The sequence below is a fragment of the Streptomyces sp. NEAU-sy36 genome (assembly GCF_013423905.1).
GTDB lineage: Bacteria > Actinomycetota > Actinomycetes > Streptomycetales > Streptomycetaceae > Streptomyces > Streptomyces misionensis.
In genome coordinates this window covers 3,531,598-3,557,664 of record NZ_CP058977.1, presented here as the reverse complement: position 1 = coordinate 3,557,664, position 26,067 = coordinate 3,531,598, and the positions used below count along the sequence as shown (strand labels likewise).

General features: G+C 73.1%; 28 protein-coding genes. 17 read left to right on the top strand and 11 right to left on the bottom strand.

The window, feature by feature from the left end:
- Nucleotides 1-144: 144 nt before the first annotated feature.
- The gene (locus HZZ00_RS16455) at nt 145-705 is read left to right on the top strand and encodes a DinB family protein (RefSeq protein WP_180332885.1); all 561 of its coding nucleotides are present in this window, start codon (nt 145-147) and stop codon (nt 703-705) included.
- A 160-nt stretch (nt 706-865) separates the two neighbouring features.
- Here the strand turns inward: HZZ00_RS16455 and HZZ00_RS16450 are convergent, their stop codons facing one another.
- Together HZZ00_RS16450 and HZZ00_RS16445 are read right to left on the bottom strand one after the other, a co-directional pair.
- Entirely contained in the window at nt 866-1,444 is a 579-nt protein-coding gene (locus tag HZZ00_RS16450) for a GNAT family N-acetyltransferase (protein WP_180332884.1), read from the bottom strand.
- 69 nt (nt 1,445-1,513) lie between these two features.
- Nucleotides 1,514-1,948 (bottom strand): Rrf2 family transcriptional regulator, encoded by a 435-nt coding sequence (locus HZZ00_RS16445; RefSeq protein ID WP_180332883.1) that lies wholly within the window; start codon nt 1,946-1,948, stop codon nt 1,514-1,516.
- Nucleotides 1,949-2,076: 128 nt separating this feature from the next.
- Here HZZ00_RS16445 and HZZ00_RS16440 point away from each other — a divergent pair, with 128 nt between their 5' ends.
- On the top strand, nt 2,077-2,832 hold the full coding sequence (locus tag HZZ00_RS16440; RefSeq protein ID WP_180332882.1) for an SDR family NAD(P)-dependent oxidoreductase: 756 nt from the start codon (nt 2,077-2,079) through the stop codon (nt 2,830-2,832).
- Between the two features lie 185 nt (nt 2,833-3,017).
- Here the strand turns inward: HZZ00_RS16440 and HZZ00_RS16435 are convergent, their stop codons facing one another.
- Nucleotides 3,018-3,524 carry a DUF4232 domain-containing protein gene (locus HZZ00_RS16435; protein WP_180332881.1) on the bottom strand — a complete coding sequence of 169 codons (507 nt, stop codon included), beginning with the start codon at nt 3,522-3,524 and terminating at the stop codon, nt 3,018-3,020.
- A gap of 235 nt (nt 3,525-3,759) precedes the next feature.
- Between HZZ00_RS16435 and HZZ00_RS16430 the strand changes: the two genes are divergently transcribed.
- On the top strand, nt 3,760-4,182 hold the full coding sequence (locus HZZ00_RS16430) for a hypothetical protein (protein ID WP_180332880.1): 423 nt from the start codon (nt 3,760-3,762) through the stop codon (nt 4,180-4,182).
- Between the two features lie 229 nt (nt 4,183-4,411).
- A complete protein-coding gene (locus HZZ00_RS16425) occupies nt 4,412-4,645 on the top strand; it encodes a hypothetical protein (protein ID WP_180332879.1) in 234 nt (77 codons plus the stop codon).
- Between the two features lie 86 nt (nt 4,646-4,731).
- Here HZZ00_RS16425 and HZZ00_RS16420 read toward each other — a convergent pair whose 3' ends face one another.
- Nucleotides 4,732-5,628: a helix-turn-helix domain-containing protein gene (locus tag HZZ00_RS16420; protein ID WP_180332878.1), complete on the bottom strand. Its 897-nt coding sequence runs from the start codon at nt 5,626-5,628 to the stop codon at nt 4,732-4,734.
- Nucleotides 5,629-5,872: 244 nt separating this feature from the next.
- Here HZZ00_RS16420 and HZZ00_RS16415 point away from each other — a divergent pair, with 244 nt between their 5' ends.
- Nucleotides 5,873-7,345: an MFS transporter gene (locus HZZ00_RS16415; RefSeq protein WP_180332877.1), complete on the top strand. Its 1,473-nt coding sequence runs from the start codon at nt 5,873-5,875 to the stop codon at nt 7,343-7,345.
- A gap of 82 nt (nt 7,346-7,427) precedes the next feature.
- On the opposite strand, the gene HZZ00_RS16410 is transcribed toward HZZ00_RS16415, so the two are convergent.
- From HZZ00_RS16410 to HZZ00_RS16400, 3 genes are all read right to left on the bottom strand, one after another.
- Entirely contained in the window at nt 7,428-9,506 is a 2,079-nt protein-coding gene (locus tag HZZ00_RS16410) for a tetratricopeptide repeat protein (protein WP_180332876.1), read from the bottom strand.
- Entirely contained in the window at nt 9,499-9,906 is a 408-nt protein-coding gene (locus HZZ00_RS16405) for a hypothetical protein (protein ID WP_180332875.1), read from the bottom strand. The genes HZZ00_RS16410 and HZZ00_RS16405 overlap by 8 nt, the downstream gene beginning before the upstream one ends.
- Nucleotides 9,907-10,074: 168 nt before the next feature.
- Nucleotides 10,075-10,746 (bottom strand): adenosylcobinamide amidohydrolase, encoded by a 672-nt coding sequence (locus HZZ00_RS16400; RefSeq protein WP_180332874.1) that lies wholly within the window; start codon nt 10,744-10,746, stop codon nt 10,075-10,077.
- 335 nt (nt 10,747-11,081) lie between these two features.
- On the opposite strand from HZZ00_RS16400, the gene HZZ00_RS16395 reads away from it, so the two are divergent.
- The 9 genes from HZZ00_RS16395 to pqqE all read left to right on the top strand — a co-directional run bounded on the left by HZZ00_RS16395 (nt 11,082) and on the right by pqqE (nt 20,505).
- Nucleotides 11,082-12,476 carry a DNA-binding protein gene (locus tag HZZ00_RS16395; protein WP_180332873.1) on the top strand — a complete coding sequence of 465 codons (1,395 nt, stop codon included), beginning with the start codon at nt 11,082-11,084 and terminating at the stop codon, nt 12,474-12,476.
- A gap of 239 nt (nt 12,477-12,715) precedes the next feature.
- Entirely contained in the window at nt 12,716-14,878 is a 2,163-nt protein-coding gene (katG, locus tag HZZ00_RS16390) for a catalase/peroxidase HPI (RefSeq protein WP_257585953.1), read from the top strand.
- Between the two features lie 219 nt (nt 14,879-15,097).
- A complete protein-coding gene (locus HZZ00_RS16385) occupies nt 15,098-15,559 on the top strand; it encodes an MSMEG_3727 family PQQ-associated protein (protein ID WP_180332872.1) in 462 nt (153 codons plus the stop codon).
- A 20-nt stretch (nt 15,560-15,579) separates the two neighbouring features.
- Complete coding sequence (locus HZZ00_RS16380; RefSeq protein ID WP_180332871.1) at nt 15,580-17,280, top strand: PQQ-dependent dehydrogenase, methanol/ethanol family; 1,701 nt, start codon at nt 15,580-15,582, stop codon at nt 17,278-17,280.
- Nucleotides 17,281-17,323: 43 nt separating this feature from the next.
- The gene (gene pqqA / locus HZZ00_RS16375; RefSeq protein ID WP_070029365.1) at nt 17,324-17,419 is read left to right on the top strand and encodes a pyrroloquinoline quinone precursor peptide PqqA; all 96 of its coding nucleotides are present in this window, start codon (nt 17,324-17,326) and stop codon (nt 17,417-17,419) included.
- Nucleotides 17,420-17,498: 79 nt separating this feature from the next.
- Nucleotides 17,499-18,386 (top strand): pyrroloquinoline quinone biosynthesis protein PqqB, encoded by an 888-nt coding sequence (pqqB, locus tag HZZ00_RS16370; RefSeq protein ID WP_180332870.1) that lies wholly within the window; start codon nt 17,499-17,501, stop codon nt 18,384-18,386.
- Nucleotides 18,387-18,390: 4 nt separating this feature from the next.
- Nucleotides 18,391-19,092: a pyrroloquinoline-quinone synthase PqqC gene (gene pqqC / locus HZZ00_RS16365; RefSeq protein ID WP_180332869.1), complete on the top strand. Its 702-nt coding sequence runs from the start codon at nt 18,391-18,393 to the stop codon at nt 19,090-19,092.
- A 5-nt stretch (nt 19,093-19,097) separates the two neighbouring features.
- Entirely contained in the window at nt 19,098-19,412 is a 315-nt protein-coding gene (pqqD, locus tag HZZ00_RS16360) for a pyrroloquinoline quinone biosynthesis peptide chaperone PqqD (protein ID WP_180332868.1), read from the top strand.
- Entirely contained in the window at nt 19,405-20,505 is a 1,101-nt protein-coding gene (gene pqqE / locus HZZ00_RS16355; RefSeq protein WP_180332867.1) for a pyrroloquinoline quinone biosynthesis protein PqqE, read from the top strand. Before pqqD ends, pqqE begins: the two co-directional genes overlap by 8 nt.
- 10 nt (nt 20,506-20,515) lie before the next feature.
- Here the strand turns inward: pqqE and HZZ00_RS16350 are convergent, their stop codons facing one another.
- Both HZZ00_RS16350 and HZZ00_RS16345 read right to left on the bottom strand, forming a co-directional pair.
- A complete protein-coding gene (locus tag HZZ00_RS16350) occupies nt 20,516-20,761 on the bottom strand; it encodes a hypothetical protein (protein WP_180332866.1) in 246 nt (81 codons plus the stop codon).
- A 74-nt stretch (nt 20,762-20,835) separates the two neighbouring features.
- Nucleotides 20,836-21,375 carry a manganese efflux pump gene (locus tag HZZ00_RS16345; protein ID WP_180332865.1) on the bottom strand — a complete coding sequence of 180 codons (540 nt, stop codon included), beginning with the start codon at nt 21,373-21,375 and terminating at the stop codon, nt 20,836-20,838.
- Between the two features lie 209 nt (nt 21,376-21,584).
- Here HZZ00_RS16345 and HZZ00_RS16340 point away from each other — a divergent pair, with 209 nt between their 5' ends.
- On the top strand, nt 21,585-22,115 hold the full coding sequence (locus tag HZZ00_RS16340) for a hypothetical protein (RefSeq protein ID WP_180332864.1): 531 nt from the start codon (nt 21,585-21,587) through the stop codon (nt 22,113-22,115).
- 24 nt (nt 22,116-22,139) lie between these two features.
- Here the strand turns inward: HZZ00_RS16340 and HZZ00_RS16335 are convergent, their stop codons facing one another.
- On the bottom strand, nt 22,140-22,877 hold the full coding sequence (locus HZZ00_RS16335; protein ID WP_180332863.1) for a DUF4097 family beta strand repeat-containing protein: 738 nt from the start codon (nt 22,875-22,877) through the stop codon (nt 22,140-22,142).
- 118 nt (nt 22,878-22,995) lie between these two features.
- Here HZZ00_RS16335 and HZZ00_RS16330 point away from each other — a divergent pair, with 118 nt between their 5' ends.
- Entirely contained in the window at nt 22,996-23,886 is an 891-nt protein-coding gene (locus HZZ00_RS16330) for an N-acetyltransferase (RefSeq protein WP_180332862.1), read from the top strand.
- Nucleotides 23,887-24,052: 166 nt separating this feature from the next.
- On the opposite strand, the gene HZZ00_RS16325 is transcribed toward HZZ00_RS16330, so the two are convergent.
- Complete coding sequence (locus HZZ00_RS16325) at nt 24,053-25,246, bottom strand: MFS transporter (protein ID WP_180332861.1); 1,194 nt, start codon at nt 25,244-25,246, stop codon at nt 24,053-24,055.
- 202 nt (nt 25,247-25,448) lie between these two features.
- Here HZZ00_RS16325 and HZZ00_RS16320 point away from each other — a divergent pair, with 202 nt between their 5' ends.
- Nucleotides 25,449-26,003, top strand: a complete 555-nt coding sequence (locus tag HZZ00_RS16320) for a hypothetical protein (protein ID WP_180332860.1) — start codon at nt 25,449-25,451, stop codon at nt 26,001-26,003.
- Nucleotides 26,004-26,067 lie beyond the last annotated feature (64 nt).

The window sequence follows — 26,067 nt, the reverse complement described above, 5'->3', positions numbered from 1 at the left end:
CCCTGCCACGACGATACGCCCTCCGACGCCGGGGCACGGGTGACGGCGGGCGAACGACCGAGGACCGCGGAGGCCCCCGAACGCCCCGCTCGACCCGGGAAATCGGCTGGCGGGCTCGCGCCCTCGCGGGCGAGCATGAGTGGCATGACCGACGAACCCGCGCGCTGGAGCCAGGCAACCGTCTTTCCCGATATGTGGGTCGACCCTGATGACGACCCTCGCGATGGCTCGGGGCCGGCCCCGGAGGGCGAACTCGCGACGCTGGACCGGTATCTGGCCGACTACCGCGCCACTCTGCGGATGAAGTGCGAGGGGCTTAACCCGGAGCAGCTGGCGCGGCGGTCGGTTCCGCCGTCGACGATGTCGCTGCTCGGCCTGGTCCGGCACCTCGCCGAGGTGGAGAGGAACTGGCGCAACTGGATCGGCGACGACGAGCCGCTCCCGAAGCTGTACGGCAGGCGCGACGCGGACTTCGACGGCGCCGTCGCCGAACCGGCGGCGGTCGACGCCGCGTTCGCCGATCTGGCGCGGGAACAGGCCGCCACGGACGCCGCGTTGGCCGCGCACCCGGACCTCGGCGAGCGACTGGGGAAGGACCGGATCTCCGTCAGGGAACTGCTGGTGCACCGGATCGAGGAGTACGCCCGCCACTGCGGCCACGCCGATCTGCTGCGCGAGCGCATCGACGGACGGGTGGGGCAGTGAGCCTGCGGGGCCGGCCGGTCCGCCACCGGCCGCCCGTCGCCCTCCCGGCCGGGTACCGGCCGCCGGCCGCATGCTCCGTGGCGGCCTCGTCCCTGCCCGTTCGGCGGCCCTGTCCCAGGTTGACCGGGGTCATCCGGTACCGGGCGCCGAAGGCCGCGGCTCAGTGGCCGGGAACCTGCTCGGCCGACGGCTGCCAATCCCGTCCGAGCAGCCCGTAGACCCATGAGTCGGAGACGTCGTCGCCCACGACGCAGTTCTCCCGCAGCGTCCCTTCACGCACGAAGCCGAGCTTCTCCAGCACGCGGGCGGAGGCCAGGTTGCGCGTGTCGGTCTCGGCTTGGACGCGATTGAGGTCCAGCGTGTCGAACGCCCACCGCAGCAGGGCGCGGGCGGCCTCGGTCGCGTAGCCCCGGCCCCACGCCGCGTCGTCGAAGCAGTAGCCGAGCGACGCGCTGCGGTACTGCGGGTTCCACCCGCTCAGTCCGCACCAGCCGATGAACGCCCCGTCGGAAAGGCGCTCCACGGCCGGCCGCACCCCGGTCCCCTCCTGTGCCATCCGCCGGCAAGCCGCGATGAACCTCTCGGCGCGCACGCGTTCGCTCCATGGTGGCGCGTCCCAGTAGCGCAGCACGTGGGCGCTGCTGTGCAGGGCGAAGAGGTCGTTCGCGTCCGTGTCCTCGAAGGCACGCAGTCGAAGGCGAGCGGTGTGCAACGAGGGGGTGGGCAGCGACCCGCTCATGTTCTCTCCCCTGATCGGCGGCCGGTCCATCAGACATCCGGTGCGGCCCCCGCGCAACGGGTTTCCTGCCTACCGGGGGGCCGCGAGGACGTCCCGCAGGACGTCCGCGAGCGTGACGCGGGCCAGTTCCTTCCGCAGGGTCTCCTCGATGCCCGCGTAGATGCCCCGCATCGCCGGCTGGATGCCGTGACCCACCACGCACCCCTGGTCCGGGGTGGTGCGGTGCATCGCGAACAGCGGGCCGGGTTCCACCGCGTCGTACACGTCGAGCAGGGTCATCGACTCCAGCTCGCGCGCCAGTGACCAGCCCGCGCCGACGCCCCGGCGGGACTCCACGAGCCCGGCCCCGCGCAGCTCGCCGAGGAGGCGCCTGATCACCACGGGGTTGGTGTTCGCGCTGGCCGCGATCTGCTCGGAGGTGGCGACCTCGTGGCCCTGGCGCTGGTACAGGCCGATCCAGGCCAGCGCGTGGGCGGCGATGGTCAGCCTGCTGTTGGCGCTCATGGACCCCTCCTGTCGGCCGCAACGCTTCATGTTACGACGAGGCAGTCGTAACAACGAAGGTTGCAACAGTACGACGTAACAATTACTGTTACGACAGTCGGGAAGGACCGATCAACGAGGTGGGAAGAATGAGCAAGCCACTCACGGGCAAGGTCGCCCTGGTCACCGGGGGGTCGCGCGGACTGGGAGCCGCGACCGTACGACTGCTGGCCGCGCAGGGAGCCGACGTGGCCTTCACCTATGTCAGCTCGGAGAAGCAGGCGCAGGCCGTCGTCGACGAGGTGCGGAGCAAGGGAGGGAAGGCCGTCGCCTTCAGGTCCGACCAGGCGGACACGAGCCGGGCGCCGGCGCTGATCGACGACGTGGTCGCGCACTTCGGCGGCCTGGACATCCTCGTCAACAACGCGGCGATCTCGGTGGAGCAGGGCCGCAGGGTGGACGATCCGGACGCGGACACCGCCGCGCTGGACCGGATGCACGCCACCAACTACCTCGGCGTGATCGCCGTCATCCGGGCCGCCTCCCGAGTGCTGCGCTCGGGCGGCCGCATCATCACGGTGAGTTCCGGGCTGGGCTCCCGCGTCGGCGCCCCGGGCCTTGCCGACTACTCGGCGACCAAGTCGGGGATCGAGCGCTACACCATGGGGGTCGCACGGGACCTCGGGCCCCGGAACATCACGGCCAACGTCGTGGAGGCGGGACTGATGGAGGGCGGCATGGAAGGGCCGGACCCGGAGACCCTCAAGGCCCTGATCAGCTCGCTCTCCCTGCAACGCATGGGCCACCCCGACGAGATCGCCGCGGCGATCGCCTTCCTGGCGAGCCCCGCCGCGTCGTACGTCACGGGCGCGGTGCTGGACGCCCACGGTGGCTACAACGCCTGAACCGGCACCCCCTCCGCGCGCCCCGCAGGACATCGCCGCCACGGGGCGCGCGGCACCGGCGACCGCCTGTCGAACCCGGGCCGGTCCCCCTCCGGCCGGGCTGCTCGTGCGGGTCCGTTCGGCCACCGGGCCGATGCGGCCCCGGGGTGTCCCACCGCGGGACGCGCCGGGGTCGCGACGGACCGTCAGGCGCCGGGCTGGACCGGGCCGACGAGGGTGCCGGGGGCGGCGTCGAACGCGCCCTCGGCGTAGGACGTGCCGGGGATCTCGCCGTCCGGGGCCCGCAGCGTGAAGGACGCCTCGTCGGAGCGGGTGCCGTGCCCGTTGTTCGGGACCTGGATGTCGAAGTGGACCGGGCGTCCCGGGCCGAAGGTCACCGTGGCCTTCTGATCGCCGTAGTGCCCGGCGGCGGCGCCGGTGCGGGAGTCGTGGTGCCAGAACCGCACGTCGGTGGGCGAACCGGCGAGCTTGCACGCGTCGTATCCGCGCGGAGCCGTCAAGGTGACGCGATAGTGGCGGTGTCCCGCGCCGGCGGGCCCCTGCGTGATCCTCGCCAGGTGGTTGGCCGGGCGGCAGGCCGAGGGGGCGGTGCCCTCGGCCGTCGCGGGCGCGGCCTGCGCGATCCCCGTGGCGGTGGTCGCCACCAGCGCCGCCGCGGCGAAGACGGCCGCGAACGTGTGCTTCGTACCCATGCGAACACTCCTTGCCTTGCTGATGGTCCCGGTGGGTGTCCGCCACCGGGACCATGGTCGAGCGGGATCCTGCCCCCGGTCCGCCGCCGGGAATGTCCCAGGCTCGCTACGGACCAGGGAGGTCCGCTCGGCCGGACCGTCGCAGGGCCTCCCGTTCCCGCGCGGGAGAGGGGTTAATGGTGGTGTCGGGCAGCACACGAGCCCGGCACCGCGGACCCGGAGGGAGGCGGCCGACATGGACGCGGATCGTGCCCGGCGCGTGGTGGCGGCGTTGCGGGACCGGGGGGTCATGGCCCATCTCGCCGAGGCCGGCGTGTACGAGTTCGGGATCAGGGTCGTCCTGGACTACGGCATCGAGGCCCTGTGGGACACCGACGGGGTGTCGGGGCTGGACGCCGAGGCGGTCGGCGACGGAGTGCTCATCGGCTTCGTGCCCCACGTCCCCGGTTCGGAGAACTTCACCGACCAGCAGATCATCGACACCATCGCGGCCACCGAGTACTCCACCGAGGGCCTGCGTCCACCTGCGGACGGACCGCCACCGGCCTCGCCGCCGGCCGCTGCACCGGAGCCGGGCGCCGAGCCGGCTCCCGAGGAGCGTCCGCCGTCCCGCCGCCACCAGCGCTGGGCGCACTGGATGCGCCGCGGCGGGGACTGAGACGCGCCGGGCTCCGGGCCGAGTCCCGCTCAGCCCTCGTCGAGCGACCGCATCGGCCCCGGTTTCCGGAACTGCTTGCCCCGTTCACGCAGGTGGGCACTGCCCAGGAATCCCATGACAGTTCATCATTCGAACTTTCCTTCGGACCGGTGATCGAGATGCGGACCGCGGGAGCCGCCCCCAAGAATCGGGAGGAGGTACTGACGCCGACTACGGAAAGGTGCCGATCATGCGGAGCAAGATCGTACGGGCTCTGGTCGCCAGCGTCGCCGCGGGCACGCTTGCCGGCGGAGCAGCGGTGGCCTCGACAGGGACCGCCCTCGCGATGCCGGTGACCACCCACACGACCGTCGCCAAGCACGCATCGACCCCCCACCCGATGCCGACCCACAAGAAGTGCCCCAAGGGCGAGCACCTCAAGAAGGTCAACGGCAAGTGGAGCTGCAAGAAGAACAAGAAGTAACCGCTAGCAGCCTTGCCGGGCGCCGGGACGACCGTCCCGGCGCCGTGCCCTGTACGGGCCCGGACGCCGTTCCTGCCGCGCCCCGGTCAGCCCTTCAGGCTCAGCAGCGGGGCGGATCCGCGTTCGCCCCGGGCGTCCTCGGCATCCAGGCGGAGCATGGCCTCCTCGTCGGCGGTGCCCGGAGCCGCCTGGTAGACCACCATGCGCTGGCCGCCGGTGCGGGCCAGTCGCATCACCTCGTACGTCAAAGTCATCGCCCCGACCCGGGGGTGCCGGAAGCACTTCTGGCCACCGCCACGCTCGCACACGTCGTACCGCTCCCACAGCCGGGCGAACTCCGGTGATTTCAGGACCAGTTCACCGACGAGTGTGGTGAGCTCGGGATCGTCGGGGCCGGCGCCGGCGACCGCCCGCAGATGCGCCACCGAGAGTGCCACCGTCTCCTCCCAGGGCTCGTAGAGCGTCCGCCCCACCGGGTGCAGGAAGAGGTAACGGGTCAGGTTGCGCTGGTGCTCCGGCCAGTCCCAGAGTCCGGGCAGCAGCCGCCGGCCCGGCGGATTCGCCGCCAGTACCCGGTTGTAGCGGCTCACCACGTAGGCGGGCAGCGGCCGTACCGATTCCAGCATCCGCAGCACGGAGTCGCGGACGGTGTGGTCCGAGCAGGCCGGCAGTTCGGCCACCCGGCCGGACGCCAACTCCGCGAGTTCGTGCAGGCGTTCGTAGGCGTCCCCGCGCAGGCGCAGGGCGCGGCCGAGGGCGTCCACGACGGCGGGCGAGGGGTTGGTCTCCCGGCCGCGTTCGAGGCGGATGTAGTAGTCCACGCTCACCCCGGCGACCGCGGCGAGTTCCTCGCGGCGCAGTCCCGGGGTGCGGCGAAGGCCCGCACCGGCCGGGAGGCCCACGTCCTCCGGGCGCACCTGCGCCCTGCGTGCCTTCAGGTACCTGCCGAGTTCGGTTCCGCGCGCGTCCGTTGCTGCTCCCATTCGGTCGATTGTGTCAGCAGCGCAAGGGGGTTGGGGGGCCGTGTCAGGGCCAGGAACGCCGCACCCCGGTACGGCGCGGTCTGCCGGGCGGAACCGCGCGGGCGCACAGTTGGTCCCAGGCGGGCGGCCCGGCCACCGGGACCCAGGGGGTGCACGACACCGGACCGCGGTCCCGGACCACTGTGGCCGCCCGCCCGTCCCGGCGGACACCGCCGACCACGACTGACCGGTCCAGGAGGCCATCATGCCCGGCACCTCTTCCACACCGCCGACCGCCGCCCCCGGCCGCGCGCCCGAAAACCCGGTGGCAAGGCCAGGGCCGCACGAGCCGGAGCGGGCGCGACCAGCCACGCCGCCCGCCCCGAGCGCCGTCACGGCCCGGCGGGCGGGTGTCGCGCTGGTCGCCTCGCTCCTCGGGTTCACCGTGATCACCATCGACGTGTCGGCGGTGAACATCGCGCTGCCCGCGATCCGTGAGTCGCTCAGCGGCGGGATGACCGGGCTCCAGTGGGTGGTGGACGCGTACACCCTGATGTTCGCCGCGCTGATGCTCTCCGCCGGCGCCGTCGCCGACCGGGCCGGTGCCCGGCGCGCCTACGCCTGGGGCGTGGCCCTGTTCACCCTGGCGTCCCTCGGCTGCGCGCTGGCGCCCGGCATCGGTGTCCTGGTCGCCGCGCGGGTGGCGCAGGGCGGTGCCGCCGCGGTCGTGATGCCGGCCTCGCTGGCGCTGGTCCGGCAGAGCCATGAGGACAGCAGGGAGCGTGCCCGGGCGATCGCGCTGTGGACGGTCGGCGGCTCGGTGGCGATGGCGGCGGGCCCGGTGCTGGGCGGGCTGCTCACCGAATGGGCCGGGTGGCGGGCGGTCTTCCTGCTCAACCTCCCGGTGGGCGCGGTGATCCTGGCCCTGCTGGTGCGCGTGCCGCGTTCACCGCGACGGCCCGCCGCGCTGGACGTCATGGGCCAGCTCACCGCCGTAGTGGCGCTGGCCGGGCTGGCGGTCGCGGTGATCGAGGGCGGCCACCTGGGCTGGACCAGCCCCCTGGTACTGGCCGCCGCGGCGCTCGCCGTCGTCTCCGGGGTCCTCTTCGGCGTCGTCGAGTCACGGCACCGTCAGCCGATGATCCCGCCGGCCGTGCTGGCCAACCGCCGGGTGTCGGTCCCGCTCGCGGTCGGCTTCGCCGTCAACGCCGCCTTCTACGGCGGGATCTTCCTGCTCGGGCTGTACTACCAGCAGTTGCGGGGGATGTCGGCGGTGGCGGCGGGGCTGATGTTCGTGCCGCTGTCGGCGGTGGTGACGGCCACCAACCTCGTCTCGCCGCGGCTCGCGGAGCGGATCGGGCGGCGGCCGGTGATCGTCGCCGGGCAACTGGTCTTCGCGGTCGCCATGCTGGCCATGCTGCCACTGGCGGCGCACACCCCGGTGTGGCTGGTGCTGGTGCTGCTGGTGCCGCTGAGCGTGGGCGGGGCGCTCGCGGTGCCCGCGCTGACCGCGCTGCTGATCGACGCGGTGCCGGCGGAGCGCGCGGGGACGGTGTCGGGGCTGCTCAACTCCCTGCGGCAACTGGGCGGTGCGCTGGCGGTGGCCCTCTTCGGCAGCCTGCTGTCGGGCTCCGACGGCACCTTCTCCCTCCCCGGCATGCGGCTCGGTCTCCTCACCGTCGCCGCCCTCCTTCTCGCCACGACCGCGCTGTGCCGTCTCTTCCTGCCACGCGGCTGACGCCCGCCCGGGGCGGGGCGGCAGGGGCCGGCACCGGACGCACCGGGCTCGGCGGCCGTTCGCCGGCCGCCGCCCGCGTGCCTCAGCCGGCGGGGTGCCGCTCACCGGCGACGCGCTGCCAGTGGGCGGCGTTGTCGCGGGTGATCCGGATGTCCACCTCGTCGAAACCGAGTGGTTCCAGGTCGTGTTCGAGCAGTTCGGTGTACGCGGCGGCGGCACCGGTGGCGTCGCCGTCCTTGCCGCGCAGGACGGCGAGGAACCACAGCGTGGTCAAGGTGTCCGGGTGCCCGCGGCCCAGCCTGCGCGTGTGGTCCTCCAGTCGTGCCTCGTAGGCGGCGCGGGTGCCGGGGTGGTCCGGGTTGAACACCGTCACCTCGTCGGAGCGGAGTTCGGCGCGGGTGGCCGCCGCGTGTGCCGTGTCCCCCAGCCGCTCCTGCCAGTGGGCGAGGCTCTTGCTGGTGGCGAGGGTGGCGGCGTGCTCCGGCCCCAGGACCCGTTCGTGGTCGGCGCGCAACCGGACGAAGTCGGCGACCGCGCCCGCCACGTCCCCGCCGGTGCCGCGCAGATGCGCGAGTTCGTACCGGGTGTCGAGGGTGTCCGGGTCATCGGGGCCGAGGACGCGCTCCTGCACGGCGAGGAGTTCGGTGAAGGCCGCCACGGCTCCGGCCGTGTTCCCCGTCTCGCCGAGCAGCCAGGCCAGGTTGTGCCGGACGGGGAAGATGTTCGGGTCGTCGGCTCCCCAGACCCGTTCCATGTCCGGGATCAGGTTCACCAGGGCGTTGATCGCCCCGGCGGTGTCCCCGGCCTGTGACCGCAGGAAGGCGAGGTTGGCCCGGGCGGCGAGGGTCTGTCCGGCGTCGGGGCCCGACTCGCGCACCATCTCGTCGACCTGCCGTTGCCCCTCGTCGATGACGGCGGTCAGGTACCGGGGTTCCCTGGCCAGGTCGGCGGGGGTCTTCCAGTCGGACAACCAGTCGGGCTCTTCCGCGCGCTGGTCGCGGCTCACCGCGGGCAGGAGGTTCCCGACGAGGAAGGCGCGCCAGCTTCCGTAGCCCTTGCGGTACGCGACGTCGTACTCCGTCCACATGTACGGCCCGTACGTCTTGTTCAGGACCTGCTCGCGCACCCGCTGCACGTAGCTCTGGATATAGGGCAGCCGCATCGCGGTGGTGAGCAGTCGGCTCGATGCGTCGTCGTCACCGCGGCGGAACGCGATGTCCGACAGGATGGACACGGCGGTGTAGTAGGCCTCGCACGCTTCCGTCGCACGGCGTGCGCTGTGCCACGCGGTGATCATGAACTGCGCCTGGCGGTGCAGGAGTTCACGCGGGCTGCGTGCGTCGCGAAGGGGGTTGTCCGGTGCCAGGGTCGCCACGGTGAGCAGGAAGTTGAAGCACGCGGTGAAGGTGGCGGCGTCGGCGGTGAGTTCCTCGTTCTCCTCGGCGGATATGTCCAGCGCGGACGCCATGTGTTCCGGGATCAGCGCCGCCGCCTGCCGGTGCCGGGTGGGCAGGAGGTCTCCGTTGCGGATGTGGGCCAGTTCGTGTGTGAGGGCGAACGCGAGCGCCGCGTCGTAGCAGTCCCGGGGCCCTCCGTCGGGGCCGGTGGACTTCTGCATCGCCATGACCACCATGCTCATGGGCACCGGTGCCTCGCCGAGCCGTTCCGCCGCTCGCACATAGCGGCTGAGGACGAGGGCGAGGGACTCCTGCGCGTGCATGGTGGCCGCTTCCCAGCCGTCCGGGAGGTCCTCCGGGAGATACGGATGGGCGAGGTTCATGCCCCAGGCGATCTCCGCGCTGAGCTGGACCGCGAGCGGGGAGATGCCGATGAGGAAGCCGGTGGCCGAGCCGGGGTTCTCGAAGACGCGCGACTCCACGGCGTCCGACGGAAGGCAGAACGCCTCGACGGTACCGGCCAGTTGGAGCGCCTTGTCCCGGTCCTCGGGCGGGAAGGTGGCGAGCAGTCCGTCGAGCAGCGTCCGGACCTGGCGCTGGGTGCGGTCGAAGTACATCTCCCAGGCCCGGTGCGCGTCCTCCTCGCCGCTGATCCACCGCAGGTACGCGGAGTCGGCGAACGCCAGGCTCATCTCCCGCGCCTCTTCGGCGAGTTCGAGGTTCTGCTGGTCCCGGAAGAGAATGCTGCGTCCGGGGTCAGGCATTCTCCTGCTCCTCGGAGTCGCCGCTGCCGGCACGCTTCGGGAGCGCGCCGGTGATGGCGTCGGCCAGCCCGGCGCCGTCCCGGACGGTCACCTCTCCGGACAGGGAGCGTACGACGACCGTGCCGCGCGGCAGGGCCGGGTCCTGGCGGATGGTCAGGCGGCCGCCCATCGCATCGACCACGACGCCTTTGCTCCACGCCTTGCGCAGCGTGTTGATCAGGTAGGCGAGGGCGTGCGTCGCCACCGAGCCGATCATCAGTACGTCGGCCAGAGGCACGGTCCCCCGCGCGTCCACGCCCTTGCCGGCACTCTCGGCCGCCTCGAAGGCCGCCTCCGTGGCCGCCCGTGACGCGGGATCACCGGGACTGAACACATTCACCCGGACCCGCTCGCTGTCCATGTCCAACCTGGCCCCCCCTGGCCCGCGGATACTGCCCGTTCGACTCTAATCCAGCACGGACGCTCCGCTCGGTGTTTCCGGAGGCTGTTCCGTACACGTCTTCGGACGGCCCGGGTGCCGGTGGCCCCCGGCGGGCGCGGCGCCGGGCCGGCCCGCCGGGCGCACGCCCTACCCCGCCGCGGCCCGCACCGCGGAGTGGACCGCGCGGGCCAGGCGGGCGCCCCAGAGGGAGCGGGGGCCGGCGAAGGAGTCGGGGTGTTCACCGGCGCGGGGGGTGCGCGCGGCGACGCAGAGCGCGTCGGTGGGAGTGCCGGAGCAGTCGTAGCCGCAGTCGAGCAGTGCCTGGACCTTGGCCTCGGTGGCGGTGCTCACGGCGTTGACCAGCGCGGCGTCGGTCAGCGGGGCGGGCACCGCGACGACGATGTTGATCGTGCCCGGGTCGGGCGGCGCGGCGCTGCCCGGCGCGGGGGTGGCGGCCCAGCCGCGCACCCCGAGGCCCGCGGTGGCCACCGCTTCGACTCCCCCGTCGTGCGCGTGACCGTACCGGCGCACGTCGGCGGCGGTCATCAGGCCGACACCCGGCCCGCGCAGCCCGGCGTCCCGGGCGAGGCCGGCGAGATGGGCCTCGGGGTCGGTCCTGCGGTAGCCGTGCGAGACCTGGGCGTTGAGGACCCAGGCCCGCTCGCCGATGCCGCCGCCCAGCACGGCGCTGCTGATCATCCGCCAGCCGGCGCCCGCCCGCCAGGCCAGGGCCGGCAGCTCCTCGCCGTACTCGACGCGGGTCAGCAGACGCACCGGGAGCGCACCGAAGGCGGCGCGGGGCGGCGGGACGACGGTCACTGGGCTGGGCTCCTCCGGGACGGCGATCCCGATGATCGTACGCGCGGCGCGGTGGCGGTCGGGCCCCGGGCGCGAGGTCCCCTCGGCCTGCCGCCTCGGCCCTGCGGGGCGGGGCGGCGGCCGTCCGCACCGGATACGTCCGGTCAGCGTGCCGTGGGGGGCGTGCGCTGTTCGTCGGCGGTAATTAGGGTGGGGAGGGCAGGTTTGTGGCGAAGCACGAAGACGCGCGCGACAGTGCCCAGCCCGCTGGAGGCCCGGCCGCGAGGAGCGGCGGGCGGTGCGGACCGCGCCCCTGCCGTCGGGCGTTGGGGATGGACCGAGGGTGGTTCTGAACCATGAGGGATGTAACGCGGCTCGTCGAGCCGGTGTCGGCGGACCCGGGCAACGAAGACGTGCTGGCGGCCTGGGAGCGGTTCGTCCAGGGCGACGACCAGGTTCTGGGGGTCCGGCCCCTGGTGGCGATCTCCTGGCACCGCTGCCGGGAGCGGTACCGGGTCGATCCGCACCTCACCGAGGCCCCGGTGGCCGTCGCGGAGACCGGTCATCCGCCCGAGCACGACGTCGTCTTCACCGAGCTGGGTTTCCGCGCCGCCACGGTGGCGCACGAGGTGGGCGGCCTCGGCGGCGTCGTCACCGTCACCGACGCGGCCGGCCGGATCCTGGCCGAGTGGGGTGACCAGGCCACCCTCGCCAGGGCGTACGACTCCCGGCTGGCCCCCTGGTTCTGCTGGTCGGAGTCCGCGGCCGGCACGAACGGCATGGGCACCGCGCTGGAGGCGCACGGCCCGGTGCCGATCCGCGGCCCGGAGCACTGGTGCCGGGCGTTCCACGACTGGTGCTGCGCGGGCATCGCGGTGCGGGACGTGGTGAACGGGGAACCGATCGCGGTCATGGGTCTGTGCTGCTGGCGCGGCCGGCTGCCCGCGTCCGCGGAGAGCTGGCTGGCGCACGCGGCCACCATGGCCCAGTACCCGCTGCGCAAGCGCGCCCGGGCCAGCGGCGCCGAGCTGGTCGCGGCCCACGCCCGGGCGAGGACGCGCTCCGGCGCGCCGCTCGCCGCGGTGGACACGGCGGGCAAGGTGGTGATCGCCGACGAGTTGGCGAGCGTACTCCTGGGCGTCCCGGCGTCCACCCCGGCGATCGATCCGACGCTGCGCTGGAACCCGGGGCTGCCGGAGTTCATCGCGGCCTCCCGGTACGCGACCGGGCAGGCGGCCCACGATCCCGGCTGGGTCGGTTCGACGCAGATCGTCGGCCATCCCCGCGCGGAGCCCACGTCGATCAGCATCCGGCCCGTCTTCTCCTGCGGACACCTGATCGGGAGCCTGGTGTCGTTCGGCGCCCTCGACGGGGAGCCGGTGCCCCGCGCGGAGGAGCCGGCGCGTCCCGTGGAGCCGCCGCACCGACTGGTCGCGGTGCGCGGCAACCGGATGGTGCTGCTGGATCCCGCGGAGGTCTCCTTCGCCGAGTCGCGGGGCAACGACGTGTGGCTCCGCACGGATCAGGGGTGGCTGCGGGCCGCCGCCACGAGTCTGGACAAGCTCGACGGCGAGCTGGCGGGTTCCGGGTTCCTGAGGGTGCACCGCCGGTACGTCGCCAACCTCGGCCGGGTCCGGGAGATCGAACGCGGCCACAAGGGAGAACTGTCCCTGGTCATGGACCGAGCGCGGGAGACCCTGCCGGTCTCTCGGCGGAACGCGGCGGCCGTGCGCCGCGCACTGGGCGTCTGACGTCCTCGCCCGCGACGGGCGGGACGTCCGGCGCCGTCGTCCGCACGGACGGGAAGGAGGTCCCCGTGTCCGACACAGTGGACGCCGGCGTCCACGGACGTGAGCAGCGGAGGGCGGGGCGCGCGGGCGGGCTCGGTCTCTCCGCGCCGGTCGAGGCTCCGGCCGGGGTTCGGGCCGGCTCCGGCGCCCGTCCGGCACCGGTCACGGGCAACCGCGACTGGTGGCCGGACCGGCTCGACCTGACGGCCCTGCGCAAGCACGCGGCCCTCGCCGACCCGCTGGGCGAGGACTTCGACTACGCCGCCCGGTTCCGCGCCCTCGCCCTCGACGCCCTGGCGCGGGACGTCGACCGGGCGCTGACGACGTCGCGGGAGTGGTGGCCGGCCGACTTCGGGCACTACGGGCCGCTCGTCATCCGGATGGTGTGGCACGGCGCCGGGACGTACCGCGTGGCCGACGGCCGCGGGGGCGCGGGCGCCGGCCTTCAGCGGTTCGCGCCGCTGAACAGCTGGCCGGACAACCGCAACCTCGACAAGGCGCGCCGGCTGCTGTGGCCGGTGAAGCGGAAGTACGGCAGCGCGATCTCCTGGGCCGACCTGCTGGTCTTCGCGGGCAACCGCGCCCTGGAGACGATGGGGTTGAGGACGTTCGGCTTCGCCGGCGGCCGACGGGACGCGTGGGAGTCCGACGCGGACACCTACTGGGGCCCCGAGCACGCGTGGCTCGGCGACGAACGGCACGGCGGGGTGCGGGAGCTGGACCAGCCGCTGGCCGCCGACCAGATGGGCCTGATCTACGTCAATCCCGAGGGGCCGAACACCGTGCCCGACCCGCTGACCTCGGCCCGGGACATCCGCGAGACGTTCCGGCGGATGGGGATGGACGACGAGGAGACCGTCGCGCTGATCGCGGGCGGCCACACCTTCGGCAAGACCCACGGCGCGGCCGACCCGGAGGCACACCTGGGTCCCGGACCCGAGGGCGCGCCACTGGCGGAGCAAGGGCTGGGCTGGCGCAGCGACTTCGGCACCGGCAAGGGCGGGGACGCCATCTCCAGCGGCCTGGAAGGCACCTGGACGCCCACCCCGACGACATGGGACAACGGGTACTTCGAGACGCTGTTCGGCTACGAGTGGGAGCTGGAGCTGAGCCCCGGCGGTCTGTGGCAGTGGATCCCGGCGGACGGCGGCGGGGCCGACGCGGTACCTGACGCCCACGACCCGTCGGTGAGGCACGCCCCGAGGATGCTCACGACCGACCTGGCGCTGCGCCTCGACCCGGTCTACGAGCCGATCGCGCGGCGCTTCCTCCGCCACCCCGAGCAGCTCGCGGACGCCTTCGCGCGGGTCTGGTTCAAGCTGACGCATCTCGATATGGGCCCGGTTCAGCGCTGGCTGGGACCGCTGGTGCCCCGGGAGCGGCTGCTCTGGCAGGACCCGGTGCCCGCCGTGGACCACCCGCTCGTCGAGGCGGCGGACATCGCCGTGCTCAAGAGCCGGATCCTGGGCTCCGGGCTCTCGGTCGCCCAGCTGGTGTCGACCGCGTGGGCGTCGGCCTCGACGTTCCGCGTGAGCGACAGGCGGGGCGGGGCGAACGGCGCGCGCATCCGGCTGGAGCCGCAGCGCGGCTGGGCGGTCAACGAGCCCGAGGCGCTGGCGCCGGTGCTGCGCACGCTGGAGGACATCCAGGAGTCCTTCAACGAGGCGCGGGCCGGGGGGAAGCGGATCTCGCTGGCCGATCTCATCGTGCTCGGCGGTGCCGCCGCCGTCGAGCGGGCCGCCGAGGCCGCGGGCCTGCCCGTCCGCGTGCCGTTCGCGCCCGGACGCACGGACGCCACGCAGGAGTGGACCGATGTGGAGTCCTTCGCCGCACTGGAGCCGGTCGCGGACGGGTTCCGCAACTACCTCGGCGAGGGCGCGCGGCGCCCCGCGGAGCACCTGCTGGTCGACCGGGCGGCTCTCCTGGACCTCACCGTGCCCGAGATGACGGTGCTCGTGGGCGGGCTGCGGGTGCTGGGCGCCAATCATGACCGGTCGCCGCTGGGCGTGTTCACCACGGCGCCCGGCGCCCTGACCAACGACTTCTTCGTGCACCTGCTCGACAACGGCACGCAGTGGCGGCCGTGCTCCCCGGCCGCGGACGTCTTCGAGGGCCGTGACCGCGTCACCGGGGAGGTCCGGTGGACCGGCAGCCGCGTCGATCTCGTCTTCGGCTCGCACTCCGAGTTGCGCGCCGTCGCGGAGGTCTACGCGAGCGACGACGCCCGGGAGAGGTTCGTGCGGGACTTCGTCGCCGCGTGGGACAAGGTCATGAACCTCGACCGGTACGACCTCGCGCCCGCCCGGGGCCGACGCGTCCGAGCGGTGCCTCATCGGGGGCGAACGGCGGCCGATCGCGGGTGAACGGCATCCCCCGGCCCCCGCTCCGGTCCGCCCTTGTCGGCGTGATTCATGCGGCGTAGCGTTGATTGCGGACCATCAATTATTTCCTTTTCCCCTGTTTTTCCTGATGCAATTCACCGGCGCTTTCCATTGCGCCGCCCATTGAAACGAAAAGAAGACGCGGAAGAAGAAGCGAGGTCCATTCGACCAGCGGTTCCGGACGAGGAGAGTGAAACCCCGATGACGACCACGCGGGAACGCACCGACCTGCTGGACCAGATCGGGTTGAACGCACAGAACAGGGCGGGACTGGGCCAGGTGCTGGGCACCGGGACCATCGGCCGGGCCACCGAGGAGCCGGACGGCCGCATGCGGGCCACCATCCGCATTCACCCGGACGAGCTTTCCTGGGACCCCTCGATTCTGGTCATGCCGCACGGAGGCGATATCGAGCTGGAACTCGTCAACGACGATCGGAACACCCACTGCGCGCTGCTGCCCAGCAATGGTGACCGGAAGTTCATCTGGCTGGTGAACCATTCGCGCGGACGGGCACACCTGAATCTCGACGGGCCGGGCTATTACTGGTTCGGTTCCCCCACGGGCAATGACGAGGGCCGGGGGCTGACCGGGGCCATCGTCGTCATGGGAGACGCCCCGCCGGAGGCCCGCCTCGACCGTCCCGCACAGCCGCGACCGTAAGAGGAAGGAGGCGGAGCACGATGACCGTCGACTACGTGGACGCGGGCGAGGCCGTCGACCAGGGAAACCTGAGCGGCAAGGTGGCGGGCGGCGAGGTCGCACCGCCGGTGACGGCCGGCATCGACTACGAACGCATCCTCCACGCCCGTGAGGAACCCCAGAACTGGCTCACCTACTACGGCGCCTACAACGGTCAGCGCTACAGCCCGCTGGACCAGATCAACACGGAGAACGTCAGGCGCATCGGCCCCGCGTGGGTCTTCCAGGCCGGTACGACCGGGCTGATCGCGGGCGCGTCGACGTACTCGTTCGAGGCCGCCCCGATCGTCGTGGACGGGGTCATGTTCCTGTCCGGCTGGGACGGCTGGGTGTGGGCCCTCGACGCGAAGACCGGCGTGGAGATCTGGCGGTACAAGCACGCCGTGCCCTTCGACGTGTCCCTGTGCTGCGGAAACGTCAACCGGGGAGTCGCGGTGGCGCAGGGCAAGGTCTTCTTCGTCACGGCGAACGCGCGGCTGCTCGCGCTCGACGCCCGGACCGGGAAACGGGTGTGGGACCGCACCTACGGCGACGTCCGGGCCGGGGAGAGCGCGACGGTCGCCCCGCTGATCGTGAAGAACCTGGTGATCGTGGGGAGTTCGGGCGGCGAGTTCGGCGTGCGCGGGCACCTCGACGCGTTCGACCTCGAGACCGGCGAGCACCAGTGGCGCTGCTACACCGTGCCGAAGCCCGGGGAGCCGGGCGCCGAGACCTGGCCGGCCGACGGCGAGGCGTGGGCGCGCGGCGGGGCCAACTGCTGGCTCACCGGCACCTTCGACCCGGAGACGAACCTGCTGTACGTCGGCACCGGCAACCCGGCGCCCGACTTCGACGGTGCCGTCCGCGAGGGCCACAACCTGTTCACCGACTGCATCATCGCCGTCGACGTGGACAGCGGCCGGATCCGCTGGCACTACCAGTGCACCCCGCACGACCTGTGGGACTACGACAGCATCGGCGAGTGCATCCTGTTCGAGCAGGACGGGCGCAGGCTGCTGGGCCACTTCGACAAGAACGGCTACTTCTTCGTCCTCGACCGCACCAACGGCGAGCGGGTCGGGATCACGCCCTTCGTGGACCGGATCACCTGGGGCGCGATCACCCGGGACGGCCAGGTGACGGCCAAGCTCTACCCCGACAAGGAGGGCGAGCCGGTCCACTTCTACCCGGGTCCGGCCGGCGCCAAGGAGTGGACGCACGCGGCCTACAGCCCCAGGACCGGGCTGTTCTACGTCCCGGTCCAGGACACGGGCGCCACGGCGACCCGGCGTCGCCGGGAGTTCAAGGAGTCCATCCCGTACTGGGGCGCGGGCGTCCAGGTGGACATCGAGGACATGGCGGGATCCGTGAGCGCGTTCGACGCGAACGGCGAGGAGAAGTGGCGCTGGCGCAACGAACTGCCCATGTGCGCCTCGGTGCTGGCCACCGGCGGCGACCTGGTGTTCGCCGGTGAGCCCTCCGGCGAGTTCGACGCGTTCGACGCCCGCACCGGGGAGCTGCTGTGGCAGTTCCAGTGCGGGAGCGGCCACCACAGCAGCCCGACCACCTACATGGTCGACGGCAGGCAGTACATCGCCGTACCGGTCGGCTGGGGCGGCTGGGCCGAGGGGTTCCTGCCCGGCATGCTCGGCGCGGGACACGGCAGCGCCCTGATGGTCTTCGCCCTTCCGGAACCGGTCTAGCACCGCCCGAGAGTGCCGCTTCAGGCGGAGAGGAGGTGGATCCATGGAGTGCGAACTCGCTGTGTGGGAGACACCCGACTTCGACGAGATCGTGGTCGCGGCCGAGGTGACCATGTACCTCGCCCGGCTGGAGGACTAGCGAGCGGACACGAGGCGGCGCCGGAGCCGGTCCGGCGCCGCCCGGTGTTCGAACGGCCCTGACCGAGGGAGGTGCCGACGTGTTGCTCCGTGTCCTGGGGTCGGCTGCCGGGGGCGGCTCCCCGCAGTGGAACTGCGGCTGCCCGGTGTGCGCCGCGGTGCGCTCCGGAGCGGGTCCCCCGCGCACCCAGTCGTCGGCCGCGGTCAGCGCCGACGGCCGCCGGTGGTTCCTGCTCAACGCCTCGCCCGACGTGCGCGCCCAGATCGAGGACTTCCCCGGGCTGCGTCCGCACGACGGCCGTACGACGCCCCTGGAGGCAGTGCTGGTCACCGACGCCGAGCTGGACCACACGCTCGGCCTGTTGCTGCTGCGCGAGGCCCGCGCCCTGCGGCTGTACGCCACGCCCGCCGTGCACAAGGTCCTGTGGGACGGCACCGGGGTCCTGCGGACCCTGGAGCGCTACTGCCCGGTGGAATGGCGTGCGGTGCTGCCCGGCGCCGAGCAGGCCCTGGCGGACGGGCTGTCCTGCCGTGCGTTCGACGTCCCCACCACCAAGCGCGCCCGGTTCGGGGCCAGGGCCGACCACGGACGGGTGGTGGGCTACCGGCTGACCGACGAGCGCGGCGGCGGGACGCTGGTGTACCTGCCGGGCGTGCAGGCGCTGACCCGGGCGCTGCGCAGGGAGATCGAGGGCTGCGGTTGCCTGCTGGTCGACGGGACCTGCTGGCGCGACGACGAACTCCTGCGGCTCGGTCTGGCCGGCAAGACGTCCCGGGACATGGGCCATCTGCCCATGGACGGCCCGGACGGCAGCCTGGCGCTGCTGTCCTCGCTGGGCGTGGGCCGGGTGGTGTTCGTGCACATGAACAACACCAATCCGGTCCTCCTCGACGGCACGCCCGAGCGGCGTACCGTGGAGGAGTACGGCATGGAGGTTGCCATGGACGGCCTTGAGGTCCGGGTGTAGTGCCGTGACGGCGACAGCGGCCACGGTGACGGGCGAGGACGGGTTCGTCGAGGCGCTGCGGGCCCATTCGCGGCGCTACCACGACCAGCATCCGTTCCACGTCCGGATGAACGCCGGTGAGCTGAGCCGCCGGCAGGTCCGGGGCTGGGTGGCCAACCGCTTCTACTACCAGGAGAACATCCCCCGCAAGGACGCCGCGATCCTGTCCAACTGCCCCGACCCGGAGGTCCGCCGCCGCTGGGTCCGGCGGATCCTGGACCATGACGGCACCGCCGCGGGTGAGGGCGGCATCGAGGCGTGGCTGCGGCTGGGCGAGGCCGCCGGGCTGACCCGGGCGGAGGTGCTGGACCACCGGCATCTGGTGCCCGGGGTGCGGTTCGCGGTCGACGCGTACGTGAACTTCGCCCGGACCCGGCCGTGGGTGGAGGCGGTCGCCTCCTCGCTCACGGAGATGTTCGCGCCGGATCTGATGGCGGCGCGGCTCGCCGGGTTCGAGCGGTGGTACCCGTGGATCGCCCCGGAGGGCCTGGCCTACTTCCGGGCCCGGCTGGAGCAGGCTCCCCGGGACTGCGAGCACGCCCTGGAGGTGGTCACCACGCACTGCGTCTCCGCCGAGTCCCGGGCGCGCGCCGTCGACGCGCTGTCGTTCAAGTGCGACGTCCTGTGGTCCCTGATGGACGCCGTGGACCAGGCCTATCCGGAGTGACGATCATGGACCCGACCCCTGTCACCAGGACCCGGCCGAGCACCGCCGAGGTGTCCGGCACGGACCGGCCACGGCCGGCGCGCCACGTACGGCTGGACTACTCCCGCACCAGGCAGTGCCGGATCCTGCTGCACCCGGAGGCGGTGGTGGTGCTCAACGGGACCGGCGCCGCCGTCCTCGAACTGTGCGACGGGCGGCACACCGTGGCCGAGATCGTCAGCGAGCTGGGCACGCGCTACCGGAGCGTGCCCGAGGAGGAGGTACGGCGGTTCGTGGGCCGGCTCGTCGCCCGGCACTGGCTGGAGCTGACCGATGGATAGCCCGTTCGGGCTGCTCGCCGAGCTGACCTACCGCTGCCCGCTGGCCTGCCCGTACTGCTCCAACCCGCTGAACCTGGCCGACTACCGGGACGAGTTGACGACGCCCGACTGGATGCGGGTACTGACCGAGGCGGCTGATCTCGGCGTCCTGCAGTGCCATCTGTCGGGTGGGGAACCGCTGCTGCGGCGGGACCTGCCGGAGATCGTGGCGCACGCCCATCTGCTGGGCCTCTACACCAATCTGATCACCAGCGCGGTCGGATTCTCCCGGCCCCGTGCGGAGCTGCTGCGGACCGCGGGCCTGGACCATGTGCAGGTCAGCATCCAGGCCGACGAGCCGGCCCGGTCCGACCGGATCGCCGGGGTGCCGTCCTTCCGGCGCAAGGTCGAGGCGATGGGCCTGGTCAAGGAGCTGGGCTGGCCGCTCACCATGAACGTGGTGCTGCACCGGTACAACATCGGCCATGTCGCCGAGGTGCTCGCCCTTGCCGAGGAGGTGGGCGCGGACCGGGTGGAGCTGGCCAACACCCAGTACTACGGCTGGGCGTGGCGCAACCGCGCCGCGCTGCTGCCGAGCCGGGCCCAGCTCGCGGCGGCCGAGGAGGTCGTGCGGGCCGCGCTCGAACGGCTGCGGGACCGCATGGAGATCGTGTACGTCATCCCCGACTACTACAGCCGCTATCCCAAGCCCTGCATGGGCGGGTGGGCGTCCCGGCAGCTGACCGTGACACCCAACGGCGATGTCCTGCCCTGCCCGGCCGCGCACTCCCTGCCGCTGCCGCGGGCCAGTGTGCGGGAGCAGTCGCTCGGGCGGATCTGGGCCGAGGCCCCGGTGATGAACGCGTTCCGGGGCACCGACTGGATGCCGGAGCCCTGTCGCGGTTGCCCCCGCCGGGAGGTGGACTTCGGCGGCTGCCGCTGCCAGGCCTTCCTCCTCACCGGCGACCCGGCCCGCACCGACCCGGTGTGCCATCTGTCGCCGGACCACGAGCTCGTCGAACGGGCGGTGGCCGCCGCCAACTCCGGGCAGCGGGCCGCGGGTTCGGCGCTGGTCCCGCGCCCGCACCAGGCCCGGCGACCGGTCCGCCGCTGAGCCACCGGGGTCACCGGGAGGGGCGGGCGGGCACGAACAGGCTGAGCCGGTAGGTCGTCGGGTGCGCCAGGCGTCCGCACAGGGTGTCGACGCGGGTCGTCGACCAGTCGGCCGGCTCCGGCCGGGCGCGCAGCCGGCTCAGGTACGCCTGCCACTCGGCCCGGTCCTGGGTCTCGAAGACCACCTGCCAGTGCCCCGCACCTGATCTGGCACCCGCGGCCTGCTGCCGCCGCTTCCTCTTCCGCTGCCCTGGCACCGCCCCAGCATCCCCGGCCCCGCACCACCGCGGCAAGTCCGTCGGTCACGTGCACCGGGCCGGCTACCGGGGGCCTACCCTCCGTACACCAGCGGCAGTGCCACCGCGGCGAGGATCAGGGTGATGCCGCTGAGCAGGTCCGAGCGGATGCGGATGAGGCGGGCGGCGGCGCGGCCGAGCCGCAGGCCGAGCAGGGACATTCCCGCGGTGATGACGCCGAAGACGGCGGCCGACAGCCATGGGGAGAGCCCGAGGATGCCGAGGCTCGCCCCGGCGATCAGGTTGTCCAGGCTCAGGGACAGCGGGATGCCGAACAGCGCCCAGGGGTGGTCCAGTTCGTCCGGCTCGGGGTGGCGCAGGGACGTGATGAGGAGGTAGAGACCGTAGCCGCCGAGCGCGGCCGCCCCCACGACATCGGCGACACCGCCGACGGTCTCCCCGATCTGGTGGCCGATCAGCAGACCGGCCAGGGGCATGACCGCGTCCCACAGGCCGAAGGTCAGCGCGACCTGCACCGCGCGCCGCAGGCCGAAGGGGACGGTGCCGAGCGCGATCGATACCCGGAAATTGTCGAGGCTGAGAACGAAACCCAGGCCCAGCATTTCCCAGACCATGTGCAAAATCGTATACCGGGCGGCTCGCCGGGTATATACGGCGGGCCCGCGACCGTGACCGCGGACCGTGCGGCGTTCGGAACGTCAGGGGCACATCCGCACGGTCGTCCTGCCCCCTGCCCGAGCCGGACCCCGCGCCCCTCCGTATCCTGCTCGAACGGCTCGGAGGGAAGGTCCAGGTTGCTGTGAGGGGTCGGGGGGGTGCCGCGGTGCGCCTGATCGCGACGGAGGCGGCGCGGCACGACTGGGCGGGCATGCGGTGCGGGTGCGGTGGCTCCGCCGGTCACCTCGCCGGGGATCTGACGGCCGTCGCGGCGGCCGGGCCCGGCCCGGAACCGGACGTCGGCCTCGAAGGGCACGTGTGGTCACCGGTCACTTTGTGGGAGCCGGCGCCCGCGGTGGTGTCCGTGGCCCTGGCCGCCCTCGCGGACGACGTCGCGCCGGTGGTCCGGGAGTGGTTCCTGCGGCAGTTGCAGTACCTGGTGACCGGCGAGGGGACCGATCCCTCGTCCGCGCGGCGGGGCATCGATCTGCCGGCACGCTGCCGGGACCTGGCCGTGCAAGGGCTGTGGCTGCTCTACGCGGAGGTGATGTCGAACCGGTCCGTCGGTGCGGTCGGCAGCGCCTTCGAGATCATCACGGTGCTGGAGCCCGACAGGGCCCGTCTGGAGCGCGTCCGGGAGATCGCGGCCGACCGGCTGCCGGTGTGCTGCCGGACCGGTCTGTGCGACGACCGGTAGGCCCTCGCCGGCCCCGGTCCGGCTTCAGCCCGCCGATGTCACCGTCAGATCGCCGTTCCTCGTCGAGAGGTCCAGGCGGTATCGGCCCGTGGGGTCGTCCCGGAACGCAATTTTCTTGTCGCCGTTGGAGTCGTCGGCGGAGATCCGGTAGGCGGCGGGCGGGACGGTGACCGTGAGACCGCCGCTGGTGGTGCGGGCCTTGACGTTCTGCGGGGTGGCCGTCTGGATGGTCACCTCGCCGTTCGAGGTCCGGGTGTCGATGTCGCCGCCCCGGGCGTTCTTGACGGTGACGTCCCCGTTGGAGGTGCGCAATCTGACCGGGCCCGTCGCGCCGCGCACCGCGATCTCGCCGTTGCTGGTGTGCACGTCGACCGCGGCGACGTCGGTCAGCGACAGGCTGCCGTTGGAGGTGCCGCCCGCGACCGGCAGACCGGCGGGCGCTTTGACGACGTAGTCGACGCCGCATTCGCGGCCGCAGCCGGAGAGCACCAGGACGCCGTCGGTCACGCGGAAGGACGTGCCGGTCGGCCTGTCGCCGCGGTAGTCGACCTTGCGGTGCACGAGGACCGCGGAGGCGCCGGCCGAGGGTTCGACCGTCACCGAGCCGTCACCGGTGTCGAGACGGATGGCGGTGATGTTCCCCGCCACCTCGGCGTCGTCCTCGAAGGTCTTCCCGCCGAGGGCCGTGCAGGCGGTGAGCCCGCCGGCGGTGAGTACGGCCGAAGCCGCTGCGACAAGGACGGGCGTCCGCAGGCCGCGCATGAATATCCCCCCGGTTGAAGCGAGTTGAGTCGGTGATCAGTCGTTTCGATCCTATGCGGGTGGACCGGGGCCGACCGTCGCACGCACAGGTCCATGACAACCTGGCTAGGCTGGCCCGATGACTGAGTTCAGCGTCCTCGGCGACACCACGGCATGGCGGCAGGACTTCGAACGGCGGCGGCGCGACTGGTACCTGGCGTCCGGGCTCGGCGAGGCCGCGGCGGCGGAGCTGCTCCACAAGGAGCGCGAGGGCTTCGACGACTGGACGGTCGTCGAGGTGGCGTCCGCAGGGACCCGGGTGGGGTACGTGGCCGTGTCCGTGTCCGAGGCCGACGGCACCCTCGCGGGGCGGATCGGGGACCTCCATGTCGACGCGGGGCACGAGCGGGCCGCGCTGGAGTGGGCGCAGACGTGGTGCGCGGAGCGTGGGGCGCGCCGGGTGAGCGTCCGGCTCGCCGGGCCCGCGGGCGACTTGTTCGCCGGATACGGCGTGCGGGGCCAGGTGCGGGTGCGGCCCCTCGGTTCGCCGCCGGAACCGGTGGACGGCGTCACGGCGCGGCCGATGACCGAGGCCGAGTACTCCAAGTGGCTCACCGCCGAGAAGGCGTCGTACATCGACGGCATCGTCCGGTCGGGCGCCATGGGCCGCGAGGAGGCCGGGCGGAAGTCGGACGACGACTTCGCCAAGTTGCTTCCCGAGGGCCTGGCGACGCCCGACAACACCCTCCTGGTGCTGGAGGCGGCTGGCGAGCCGATCGGCACCGGCTGGCTCCGGCACGGGCACCTGCCGGGGGTCACCTACGGCTACTCGCTGCACGTGTACGAGGCGCACCGCGGCAAGGGGTACGGGCGGGCCGCGATGGCGGCGGGCGAGCGGACCACCCTCGCCGCGGGCGACTCGGCGCTGATGTTCACCGTGTGGGGCGGCAACGAGGTGGCCATGAGCCTCTACACGAGCGCCGGCTACCGGATCCTGGACGAACACCGGTCGATGGACCTGCCCGGCTAGGGTCTTTCGTTTGGATCAGGCCGGATCAGGGAGCGGGGTCTGGTGCGTGCAGATGCAAGGCGGAGGAGGGAGTCAACGCGGAGCGTTGGCGACCGACGACAACGCCGCAGATGTGCGTGCCAGACCCCGCGAGCCCGGCATGATCCAGACGAGAGGCCCTAGCGTCTCAGTGCCGGGTGGCCCGCAGGGCGGCCAGCAGGGCGACGGCGAGGACCTGTACGGCGACGACCACCGTGACCAGCAGGGGGATCGAGTAGCCGTACAGTCCGCCCGTCAGGGCGCCGCCGGCCAGGCTGCCCGCCCCGACGGCGCCGGCGAACAGGCCGTACGCGGTCGCGCGGCGCCCGGTGGGCACCAGGTCGGCGACGGTGGCGCGCAGGGTGGACTCCTGGATGCCCATGGCGGCGCCCCACACCAGCGACCCGGCGGCCGCGACCGCCACCGTGCCGGTGAAGGCGAGGGCCGCCACCGCGGCGGTCAGCACCGGCAGGGCGATCAGCACCCGGGGACCGATCCGGTCGTAGAGCCAGCCCGTGGCCAGTGCCGCGACCGCGTCCACCGCCATCGCCGCCGCGTACAGCACCGGCACCCACGCGGCGGTCAGCAGATGCCGTTCGACCAGGTGGTAGGAGAGCACGCCGAAGGGGGCGAAGCCGCTCGTGGTGACCGCGGTGAAGGCGGCGTAGGTCCAAAAGGCCCTGGGCAGCCGCCCGTTCCCCGGCTCCGGCGCCGCGGCCGGTGTCCGGCGCTCGTAGTCCTGCGGGAACGGGACCCGGGCCCGCAGCCGGAACAGCACCAGCAGTACGGCGATGCCCGGGAGGGCGAGCACCCCCAGGGCGGGCCCGTAGTCGTCGCCGGTCAGCGCGAGCGCGCCGGCCACCAGCAGCGGCCCGACGAGCGCGCCGATCTGGTCCAGTGCCTCGTGGACGGCGAAGCCGCGGCCCCGGCCGGTCGCCGCGGCGGCGTGCGAGAGCAGGGTGTCCTTCGCGGGCGACCGCACCGCTTTGCCCACCCGCTCGGCGATCACCAGGACGCAGGCCGCCCACAGCACCCCGGCGACGCCGAGCAGCGGCACCGCGACGACCGTCAGGGCGTAGCCGCCGATCGCCAGCCCCCAGAAGCGGCCGGTCCGGTCGGCCAGCGGCCCGGAGACCAGCCGCAGTCCCAGCGCGGCGGCCTCACCGGCACCGGTGACCACGCCGACGAGCAGTGCGGACGCGCCCAGCGAGGCCAGCAGCGGCCCGGTGATCGAGCGGGCGCCCTCGTAGACGACGTCCGCGAGCAGGCTGACCGTGCCGAACCAGACCACGAACCGCCACGGGCTCATCCGTGCCGGTGACCGGTCCGCTTCCGCGTTCATGCGCTCGTGGCCTCCCCGCCTCGCCGCCCTCCCCTCGGCCTTCCCTCGATGCGCGGGGCCGGAACGTCGGGCGGGCGGGACGTACGGCCCCCAGCGGAGCGTGGGCCGGGCGGCCCGCTCCGGAGGTCCGTCGGCCCCTGTCGGTGCGGGCCCCGGCGGCGTCATCGTCGTGGGGAGTCACCACGAGGCGGAGGTCTCCGTTATGAGCGGCAGGCAGTGGCTGTGGCGGTGGCGGAGCAATCCGCTGCGGCGGCCGGAGGACATCGTCGAGGCCTGGATCGTGCTCGCCGTCTGGGTGACCGTGGTGATCGGCGGCGCCGTCGCCGGGCTGGTGGTCTTCCACGGCGCGGAGCAGCGGTTCGCGCAGCAGCGCGCGCAACGGCATTCGGTCCGGGCGGTCCTGACGGCCGACGCACCGCACGACGTCACGGCGCAGTGGTCGGCGGACGGCCGGGTCCAGGGCTCGGTACGCTGGAAGGCTCCCGACGGCACGCTGCACCACGGGCACACCCTGGTGGACCCGACGCTGCGGGCGGGGGCTGGGGTGCCGCTCTGGCAGGACGACCAGGGCCGGCTGTCCGCCTCGGCCCCCGCGAAGCCGGTCGAGGGGCACATCGAGGCCGGCCTCCTCGCCACCGTCGCGGCCCTCGCCGCCTCCGCACCGGTCTTCGGCGCGGGCGCCCTCGCGCGCGCACGGCTCGACCGGCGCCGGATGGCCCACTGGGACCAGGAGTGGGAACTGGTCGGACCTCGGTGAGGTGGGGCGAGGCCCAGGAACGAGACGCCGCGCTCCGGCCCGGTGGCCGGCGCGCGACCGGTCG

Bases quoted from the DNA above. Each gene is read 5' to 3' on its own strand.
- HZZ00_RS16345 (WP_180332865.1), bottom strand. From the start codon at position 21,375: ATGGTCTGGGAAATGCTGGGCCTGGGTTTCGTTCTCAGCCTCGACAAT.
- HZZ00_RS16320 (WP_180332860.1), top strand. From the start codon at position 25,449: ATGAGCGGCAGGCAGTGGCTGTGGCGGTGGCGGAGCAATCCGCTGCGG.
- HZZ00_RS16420 (WP_180332878.1), bottom strand. From the start codon at position 5,628: ATGGGAGCAGCAACGGACGCGCGCGGAACCGAACTCGGCAGGTACCTG.
- HZZ00_RS16410 (WP_180332876.1), bottom strand. From the start codon at position 9,506: ATGCCTGACCCCGGACGCAGCATTCTCTTCCGGGACCAGCAGAACCTC.
- HZZ00_RS16450 (WP_180332884.1), bottom strand. From the start codon at position 1,444: ATGAGCGGGTCGCTGCCCACCCCCTCGTTGCACACCGCTCGCCTTCGA.
- HZZ00_RS16455 (WP_180332885.1), top strand. From the start codon at position 145: ATGACCGACGAACCCGCGCGCTGGAGCCAGGCAACCGTCTTTCCCGAT.
- HZZ00_RS16415 (WP_180332877.1), top strand. From the start codon at position 5,873: ATGCCCGGCACCTCTTCCACACCGCCGACCGCCGCCCCCGGCCGCGCG.
- HZZ00_RS16430 (WP_180332880.1), top strand. From the start codon at position 3,760: ATGGACGCGGATCGTGCCCGGCGCGTGGTGGCGGCGTTGCGGGACCGG.
- pqqD (WP_180332868.1), top strand. From the start codon at position 19,098: ATGGACCCGACCCCTGTCACCAGGACCCGGCCGAGCACCGCCGAGGTG.
- HZZ00_RS16435 (WP_180332881.1), bottom strand. From the start codon at position 3,524: ATGGGTACGAAGCACACGTTCGCGGCCGTCTTCGCCGCGGCGGCGCTG.
- HZZ00_RS16330 (WP_180332862.1), top strand. From the start codon at position 22,996: ATGACTGAGTTCAGCGTCCTCGGCGACACCACGGCATGGCGGCAGGAC.
- HZZ00_RS16445 (WP_180332883.1), bottom strand. From the start codon at position 1,948: ATGAGCGCCAACAGCAGGCTGACCATCGCCGCCCACGCGCTGGCCTGG.
- HZZ00_RS16335 (WP_180332863.1), bottom strand. From the start codon at position 22,877: ATGCGCGGCCTGCGGACGCCCGTCCTTGTCGCAGCGGCTTCGGCCGTA.
- HZZ00_RS16325 (WP_180332861.1), bottom strand. From the start codon at position 25,246: ATGAACGCGGAAGCGGACCGGTCACCGGCACGGATGAGCCCGTGGCGG.
- pqqA (WP_070029365.1), top strand. From the start codon at position 17,324: ATGGAGTGCGAACTCGCTGTGTGGGAGACACCCGACTTCGACGAGATC.
- HZZ00_RS16395 (WP_180332873.1), top strand. From the start codon at position 11,082: ATGAGGGATGTAACGCGGCTCGTCGAGCCGGTGTCGGCGGACCCGGGC.
- HZZ00_RS16440 (WP_180332882.1), top strand. From the start codon at position 2,077: ATGAGCAAGCCACTCACGGGCAAGGTCGCCCTGGTCACCGGGGGGTCG.
- HZZ00_RS16380 (WP_180332871.1), top strand. From the start codon at position 15,580: ATGACCGTCGACTACGTGGACGCGGGCGAGGCCGTCGACCAGGGAAAC.
- pqqE (WP_180332867.1), top strand. From the start codon at position 19,405: ATGGATAGCCCGTTCGGGCTGCTCGCCGAGCTGACCTACCGCTGCCCG.
- HZZ00_RS16385 (WP_180332872.1), top strand. From the start codon at position 15,098: ATGACGACCACGCGGGAACGCACCGACCTGCTGGACCAGATCGGGTTG.
- HZZ00_RS16425 (WP_180332879.1), top strand. From the start codon at position 4,412: ATGCGGAGCAAGATCGTACGGGCTCTGGTCGCCAGCGTCGCCGCGGGC.
- HZZ00_RS16405 (WP_180332875.1), bottom strand. From the start codon at position 9,906: ATGGACAGCGAGCGGGTCCGGGTGAATGTGTTCAGTCCCGGTGATCCC.